The sequence below is a fragment of the Pseudomonas sp. B7(2017) genome (assembly GCF_002112745.1).
Taxonomy (GTDB): domain Bacteria; phylum Pseudomonadota; class Gammaproteobacteria; order Pseudomonadales; family Pseudomonadaceae; genus Aquipseudomonas; species Aquipseudomonas ekonensis.
Window position 1 is genome coordinate 665,027 of sequence record NZ_NEIP01000002.1, and the last position, 7,087, is coordinate 672,113.

At 62.4% G+C, this 7,087-nt stretch carries 5 protein-coding genes; 4 read left to right on the forward strand and 1 reads right to left on the reverse strand.

The features are described from left to right. The first annotated feature begins 361 nt into the window (after positions 1-361). The 4 genes from gmd to CAG29_RS06550 are packed head-to-tail and all read left to right on the forward strand — an operon-like array spanning position 362 to position 4,547. A complete protein-coding gene (gene gmd, locus CAG29_RS06535) occupies positions 362-1,393 on the forward strand; it encodes a GDP-mannose 4,6-dehydratase (RefSeq protein WP_085578028.1) in 1,032 nt (343 codons plus the stop codon). After that, positions 1,393-2,289 carry a GDP-mannose 4,6-dehydratase gene (locus CAG29_RS06540; RefSeq protein WP_085578027.1) on the forward strand — a complete coding sequence of 299 codons (897 nt, stop codon included), beginning with the start codon at positions 1,393-1,395 and terminating at the stop codon, positions 2,287-2,289. The genes gmd and CAG29_RS06540 overlap by 1 nt, the downstream gene beginning before the upstream one ends. Next, entirely contained in the window at positions 2,290-3,435 is a 1,146-nt protein-coding gene (locus CAG29_RS06545; RefSeq protein ID WP_085629777.1) for a glycosyltransferase family 1 protein, read from the forward strand. It begins immediately after the preceding gene. Continuing rightward, a complete protein-coding gene (locus CAG29_RS06550) occupies positions 3,432-4,547 on the forward strand; it encodes a glycosyltransferase family 4 protein (RefSeq protein ID WP_085578025.1) in 1,116 nt (371 codons plus the stop codon). Before CAG29_RS06545 ends, CAG29_RS06550 begins: the two co-directional genes overlap by 4 nt. 378 nt (positions 4,548-4,925) lie before the next feature. Here the strand turns inward: CAG29_RS06550 and CAG29_RS28445 are convergent. Continuing rightward, positions 4,926-7,087 (reverse strand): hypothetical protein (locus CAG29_RS28445; protein WP_170930448.1); only part of this gene is annotated, 2,162 nt, incomplete at its 5' end.

A 7,087-nucleotide genomic window follows, 5' to 3' on the forward strand; every position in this document is an offset into this window, starting at 1 on the left:
AAAAAACACGCCATTTTAGGCTGGGGGGCGGGGAGTGTCACCTTTTCTACATCTTTTCTTTACAGTCGGCGGGGCAAGATCGGGGCCTTCGGTCGGAAACCCTCAAGTGATTGAATTTTCAAGGTAACGCCCGGCAGGCGAGAAAACCGAACGGACGCCTTGTGCAGCATCGGGCAATGGTTTCTCCGGCGGCGACGGGAAAGGACCTGACACGTATTGTCGGTCGGTTGGGTATCGTCGTTCCGGGCCGCATTCTGTATGATCTGCAAGAATTTGCGGCTCTGCCGACCGGAGCCCAATGGCGCACACGACACAACAGAGCCTGCTGACTAGGCGCTCAAATGGAGTTTAGAGGATTCGCATGAAAGCTATCGTTACCGGCATTACTGGGCAAGACGGCGCCTACCTGGCGGAACTGCTGCTGGAAAAGGGCTACACGGTGTATGGCACCTACCGCCGGACCAGTTCTGTCAACTTCTGGCGCATCGAGGAGCTTGGCATCGACAAGCACCCTGAGCTGCACCTGGTCGAGTACGACCTGACCGACCTGTCGGCCAGCATCCGTCTGCTCCAGACCACCGGCGCGACCGAGGTCTACAACCTCGCGGCCCAGAGTTTCGTAGGCGTGTCCTTTGACCAGCCCCTGACCACCGGCGACATCACCGGCATGGGCTGCGTGAACCTCCTGGAAGCCATCCGGATCGTCAACCCGAAAGTGCGCTTCTACCAGGCGTCGACCTCCGAGATGTTCGGCAAGGTCCAGGCGATCCCGCAGATCGAAAGCACGCCTTTCTATCCGCGCAGCCCGTACGGTGTGGCCAAGCTGTACGCCCACTGGATGACCATCAACTACCGCGAGTCCTACGGCATCTTCGCCACCAGCGGCATCCTGTTCAACCACGAGTCGCCGCTGCGCGGCCGTGAGTTCGTGACCCGCAAGATCACCGACTCCGTGGCCAAGATCAAGCTGGGCCTGCTGGACAAGCTGGAGCTGGGCAACCTCGACGCCAAGCGCGACTGGGGCTTCGCCAAGGAATACGTGGAAGGCATGTGGCGCATGCTGCAGGCCGACGAGCCGGATACCTTCGTGTTGGCCACCAACCGCACTGAAACCGTGCGCGACTTCGTCACCATGGCGTTCAAGGCCGTCGGCATCGACCTGGCCTGGAGCGGTTCGGCCGAAGACGAGCAGGGCACCGACGCCGCGACCGGCAAGGTGCTGGTGAGCATTAATCCTAAGTACTACCGTCCGGCGGAAGTCGAGCTGCTGATCGGCAACCCGGCCAAGGCCAAGGCCACCCTGGGCTGGGAACCGAAGACCACCCTGGAAGAGCTGTGCCGCATGATGGTCGAGGCTGACCTGCGTCGAAATGAGAAAGGATTTTCCTTCTGATGAGTATTGCCGGTAAACGAGCGCTGATTACAGGAGTTCAAGGTTTCACCGGGCGTTACATGGCCGCCGAGCTCAAGGCTGGCGGCTATGAAGTGTTCGGGCTGGGTACCCAGCCCTCCGACGAGCCCGGGTACTTTCAAGCCGATCTGGCGGATGGCTCCGCACTGCGCGAGTTGCTGGCAACCATTCAACCGGATGTCGTGATCCATCTGGCGGCGCTGGCCTTCGTCGGGCATGGCGCCGCCGACACGTTCTATCGGGTCAACCTGATCGGAACCCGTCACCTGCTGGAAGCGATCGCGGCCTGCGGCAAGGTGCCTGACTGCGTGCTGCTGGCCAGCAGCGCGAACGTCTACGGCAATGCCTCCACCGGCTTGCTCAGTGAAGCGACGCTTCCGGCGCCGGCCAACGATTACGCGGTCAGCAAGCTGGCGATGGAGTACATGGCCCGCCTCTGGTTCGACCGTCTTCCGATCGTGATTGCCCGGCCGTTCAACTACACGGGCGTCGGTCAGGCCGACAGTTTCCTGTTGCCCAAGATCGTCGCGCATTTCCGTCGGCGCGCCGACAAGATCGAACTGGGCAACCTCGACGTCTCCCGGGACTTCAGCGATGTCCGCGCGGTGGTCAAGGCCTACCGCGGCTTGATCGAAGCCAGGCCGTTGGGGCAGACCGTCAACGTCAGTTCGGGCAAGAGCCATTCCCTTCGCGAAGTCATCGATATGTGTTCGGCCTTCACCGGCCACAGCATCGAAGTCGAAGTGAATCCGGCCTTCGTCCGGGCCAATGAGGTGAAGATCCTGTGCGGCGACAACACCCGGCTCCGTGAACTGGTGAAGGGGTGGGAGACGCCGGCGCTGGATGAAACGTTGAGCTGGATGCTTTCGGCGGACTAAATGAAGCTAATCCTGTCTGTTGAGCCGATCCGCTTTCCGCTGACCGGCATCGGTCGCTATACCTACGAACTTGCGCTGAGGCTTCGGCAGAGTTCAGACATTTCAGACCTGCAGTTCTTTGCCGGTCGACGCTTTTTGCCAGAACTGCCCACGGCCGCCGACGAGTCCGGCAGCGGTTATGGCCTGAAGCGTGCGGTGCAGAAAAACTTCCTCGCCGTCGAGGCCTACCGGCTGCTGATGCCGATGCTGCGCAAGGCGGCGCTCAAGGGCCACGGCGATTTCCTGTACCACAGCCCCAATTACTATCTGCCGCCCTTCGCCGGGCGCAGCGTGGCGACGTTCCACGACCTGTCGCCCTTCACCTGGGCCCATTGCCACGCCCCGCAACTGGTGCGCTACCTGCAGAAAGAGCTGAAGGCCACGTTGACCAGGGCCGATGCGCTGATCACCGATTCGGAATTCACCCGCCGGGAGCTGGCCGAGTACTTTAACTGGCCCATCGAACGGATCCACACCGTGCCGCTGGCCAGTTCCCCTGAGTTCTACCCGAGGCCGCTTGCCGAGCTTGAGCCGGCACTGGCCCGTTACGGCCTCAAGGCGAACGGTTACTCGCTGTTCGTCGGCACCATCGAACCGCGCAAGAACATCGAAACGCTGCTGGACGCCTACAGCCGGCTGCCGGTGGATGTGCGCACGCGTTGGCCGCTGATCCTCACGGGCTACCACGGCTGGCGCAGCGATGTGATTCACCAGAAGCTGGAAACCGCTCGGCGCGAAGGCTGGGCCCATTACCTCGGATTCGTGCCGAGCGAGGATCTTCCCCTGCTGTTCGCCGGCGCGCGTCTGTTCGCTTTCCCGTCGCACTATGAAGGGTTCGGCTTGCCGGTGCTCGAAGCCATGAGTTCCGGCGTGCCGGTGGTGTGCTCCAACAGTTCTTCGCTGCCGGAAGTGGCCGGCGACGCGGCGTTGATGTGCGCACCGATGGACATCGACGAGTTGACCCGGCTGCTGGAGCGGGGCCTGGTCGACGAGGCCTGGCGCGGCATCGCGGTGGCCAAAGGCATTCAGCACGCCCAAGGGTTTTCCTGGGAGCGCTGCGCCCGGGAAACCCAACAGGTCTATCGAAGGGTCGTCGACGGAAAATGATCAAGGTTCTGCACTTCTTCAAGACCTACTACCCGGAAACGATGGGCGGGATCGAACAGGTCATTTTCCAGATCGCCCAGGGCGGCGCCGGCCACGGCTTTTCCTCCGAGGTGCTTTACCTGAGCGAGCGGGGGGCCGCCCGTGGCGAAACGGTGGGCAATCACATCACCCACCGTTCGAAACTGGACCTGCACGTCGCGTCCACCGGGTTCTCGCTGTCGGCCTTCAAGGACTTTTCGCAGCTGGCGAAAAAGGCCGACGTGGTGCACTACCACTTTCCGTGGCCCTTCATGGACCTGGTGCATTTCGCGACCCGCCACGGCAAGCCGGCGGTGGTCAGCTACCACTCCGACATCGTCAAGCAGAAGACCCTGCTCAAGCTCTACCAGCCGCTGATGAACCGCTTCCTGTCCAGCGTCGACAGCATCGTCGCCTCTTCGCCGAACTATGCGCAGAGCAGCCCGGTGCTGTCCCGCTTCCGTGACAAGGTCGAAATCATTCCCTACGGGCTGGACCGGGCCACCTATCCGGCCGTTCCCGAGGCGAAGCTCGCCGAGTGGCGGCGAATGGTCGGCGAGAAGTTCTTTCTCTTTGTGGGGGCGTTGCGCTACTACAAAGGCCTGGACTACTTGCTGGAGGCGGCCAGGATCACCGGCTTGCCGGTGGTGATCCTCGGCGGCGGCCATGAGGAGGCCGAGCTGAAGGCGCAGGCGCAGCGCCTCGGGCTTTCCAATGTGCGCTTCCTGGGAGGGCTGGGCGACGAGGACAAGGCGGCGCTGCTCACGCTTTGCCACGCGTTCGTCTTCCCTTCGCACCTGCGTTCGGAGTCCTTCGGCATTTCCCTGCTGGAGGCTGCCATGTACGGCAAGCCGCTCATTTCGTGCGAAATGGGTTCCGGCACCACATTCATCAACATCGCCGGCGAAACGGGGCTGGTGGTGCCTCCACGCGACGCTCAGTCGCTGGCGGCGGCGATGAACACCCTGTGGCAGGACACCGAGTTGGCCGAAGGCATGGGCAGGCGCGCAATGCACCGCTACGAGTCCGTCTTTTCGGCCGACACGATGGTCGCCGCCTACGCGGCGCTCTATCGCAAGGTTTGCGAACGATAGCGCCGGCCCGGCCGCCGGTTGAACCGAAGGCGGCCAGGACAGCCACACCGCTGCGGCGGAACAGTACCTCCCGACCCACGCCCGACAGACGGGGCCGTCTACATCTCGGTCATACAGAAAATGTGCAATGACGAAGGTTGCCTCATGCGGGAGTCGGCATCGAGCGGTGATGCCTTCTATCTCGACATCGTTCATCTGACCCCTCGGGGGGGCGGACTTCGTCGTGAGATCCATTGCGCGGGAATTGGGTGTCGAGGAGCGCTAGCTGCGCTGCGGGGATTGCCGACTGAAGCGCGCTGGCGGGCTTCGGTCGACAGGATCCGGCGTTGGCCGGCCGGCACGCGTTTCAGCGGCCGGCGAGCAGGTTCCGTGGGGGTATCAGGGCTGCCGGGCGATATGGATGCCTTCGAGCCTTGCGGCAAGGCCGTAGTAGCTGTCGTCGGTCGGTGAGTCGAACTCCAGGAGGTTGTCGCCGTCTTTGAGCGCTCCCTGTGCGATCGTGGCCGAGAACGTGCCGTCCGCACTCCACTGCAGCGCCAGCGGCTGACCGTTGAGCGTAATCTTCATGCTGCTCCGGTCGGTTTTTCCGGCGAAGATCGTGAATCGGCCCTTGAGTTCGTAGGTGCGCTGGTCTTTGGGCTTGAACGGGAAGATGAGGCTTGAGTAGCGCTCGCTTTTCCAGGCCAATGCTTGGTGATGAAAGCTGTTGACTTCCCATTCCCCTTGGCGCCAGCCAGCGCCGTGGGTCGGTATCTCCATGCTCCACCATTTGCCGAACGTCCAGTCGTACCGGTCGGTCGTGACGGTGTCCTTGAAGCGGATGAAGCGTGTCTTCGCATTCAGTGAGTCGATAAGGCTTTCGTAGCGCTTTTCGGCTACGCCTTTGGGGACTGTCCGGATGTCCTGGGGCGTCTCGTCGGTCTTGCCGATCTCCACAGTGACGATCGATGCTTTCGGTATCACCAGGCTTGCAGGCTGGAGGCTGGTGGGGAAGCCCGGTCCGCTGACCGGGGTCGGATACTCGAATGTCCAGTCCTGTGCGCCTTCAACGCATCGCCCTTTGCGGCCCAGTTCGTCCGAACGCTGCCAATACTTGCTCGGCAGGTGGCAGACCTGGACGTTCGAAATCGGTTTGTCGTACAGGAACGACAACGCCCCCGTCAGGCTTGCATTGATGAACATCCAATTGTGGTTCAGCCGATTGCCGTGATCGAGGATCAGCAACGTCTTGTTTTCGGAGTTCCCGTCAAACTGACGGGTGATGTCGCTCAGTACGGCCGTCTGCGTCCGGGATATCTCGATGTAGTGATGGAACTGATAGAGCTGAAACGAAATGCCCGTGATGAAGAAAAAGCCGATGGCCGCACGGGTCAGCGCTTTGGAGAGGCTGAACCCGCCGTTCAGTATCGCCGCCAGCAGCAAGGCCGCGCCTGGTGTCGCGAACAGAAAAGTCCTCTGGCTGATCGCAAGGTGGGAATAGGAGGTCAGGAAAGGGAAGTAGCCGAGCAGGATCAGTGTCAGGCCGGTGAGGCCGAGTCTGATGTTGAAGGCCAGGGCGGACGTGTTCCGGGTGCCGGCCGGGTTTGCGTTGTCCTTTCGCAGGAGCGCCACGATGGCCACGGACAAGACAGCGCTCGCCGCGACGACGTACCCGTAGTTGGCGAACTCTTCGGCAGTGATCCTCAGGGCGTCGAACCACCCGCCCAGCGTGCTGCGCAGCAGACCGACGCTGAACAGTTTCGGATAGGTGAGCTTGAGCGTCGAGAGCAGATCGGTGCCGACGACGCCGGCCTGATAGCTCTTGACCGCGGCGGATGTGCGCAGGGCGTAGATCACATAGGCAGCGGGGCCGGCGACCCAGATCGCGTGCTCCGCCAGCTTCGGCCTGATCTGGCGCAGCGTCGTCACCAGGCCGTCCCGGGCAAAGAGCATCAGGGCCGGGATGCAGGCGAGCAGCAGCGAGGCCTCGTACATGAAGCACGCGGAGGCGAACAAGGCGCTGGCCAGGGCGCTGAACAGGCAGGCGCGGAGCTTGTGCTTGAGCGACAGTGCATGCAGGAAAATGGCGCTGCCCAGCAAGGCCAGGCTGAGGGCCCAGTTGACGTGCACGCCCCTGAAGGAGAGCTGCATCGTGTCGGCCGGGTAGATGATGACCAGCACACAGGCAATGACGCCCAGCTTCAGGCTGCCCGTCAGCTTCTCCATCAGGTAGCTGACGGAGGCGCCCTTGATCACCAGCGCGAGCATCAGCAGGACATGCCAGTAGAAGAAGGAGTTGCTGTCCAGCCAAAAGGCCAGGGCGTGGGGAAAGATCGTCAGCGGCCTCAAGGCGTGCGGCGCGAGCGGGCTGGAGGTGTCGGCGAAAAAGAAGACGCCATGTTTGATGAACAGGCCCAGGACGTCCCACTCTTCGATCAGTCCGGTCAGCGCGAAGCCGAACGGCAGCCACAGGATCAACACCACCAGCGCCGCAGGGACGATGTGCGCAAGCCAGCGCCTTGAGGCGGGTTGGGGGGGCGATGCGGTGAGAGGGGCAGGGG